The following is a 321-nucleotide window of genomic DNA, read 5'->3' as shown; positions in this document are numbered from 1 at the left end:
TTTTACTCTGACAAACTGATTTTTAGAATTCTCCTCATCCTTTATTAAAGCTGCTAAATTTAGACTTAAATTACTTATAAAAGGAAATGGATGTGCTGGATCAACGACTAATGGAGTTAATAAAGGGAAAATAGATGTTGTAAAGAAGTTATTACACCAATTTCTTTGATTATCACTTAGGTCCTTATATTTTTTTAAAATTACACCTTTTTCTTTTAATTCATTTTTTAATTCATTATTTACATAGTTTTCTTGGAGAATAGTTAACTTCTTTATTTCATTATTGATTTTTTTTAATTGCTCTTTTGGGGTAAGTCCGTC

General features: G+C 26.2%; 1 pseudogene. It reads right to left on the bottom strand.

What is annotated here, in order from left to right:
• Nucleotides 1-321: pseudogene (locus AMO19_RS03460) on the bottom strand (RNA degradosome polyphosphate kinase); the annotation flags it as partial.

It is taken from the genome of Prochlorococcus marinus (genome assembly GCF_001180245.1).
Lineage (GTDB): Bacteria > Cyanobacteriota > Cyanobacteriia > PCC-6307 > Cyanobiaceae > Prochlorococcus_A > Prochlorococcus_A marinus_F.
The sequence above is the reverse complement of the archived record's forward strand: the minus strand, read 5'-3'. Positions and strand labels throughout refer to the sequence as shown.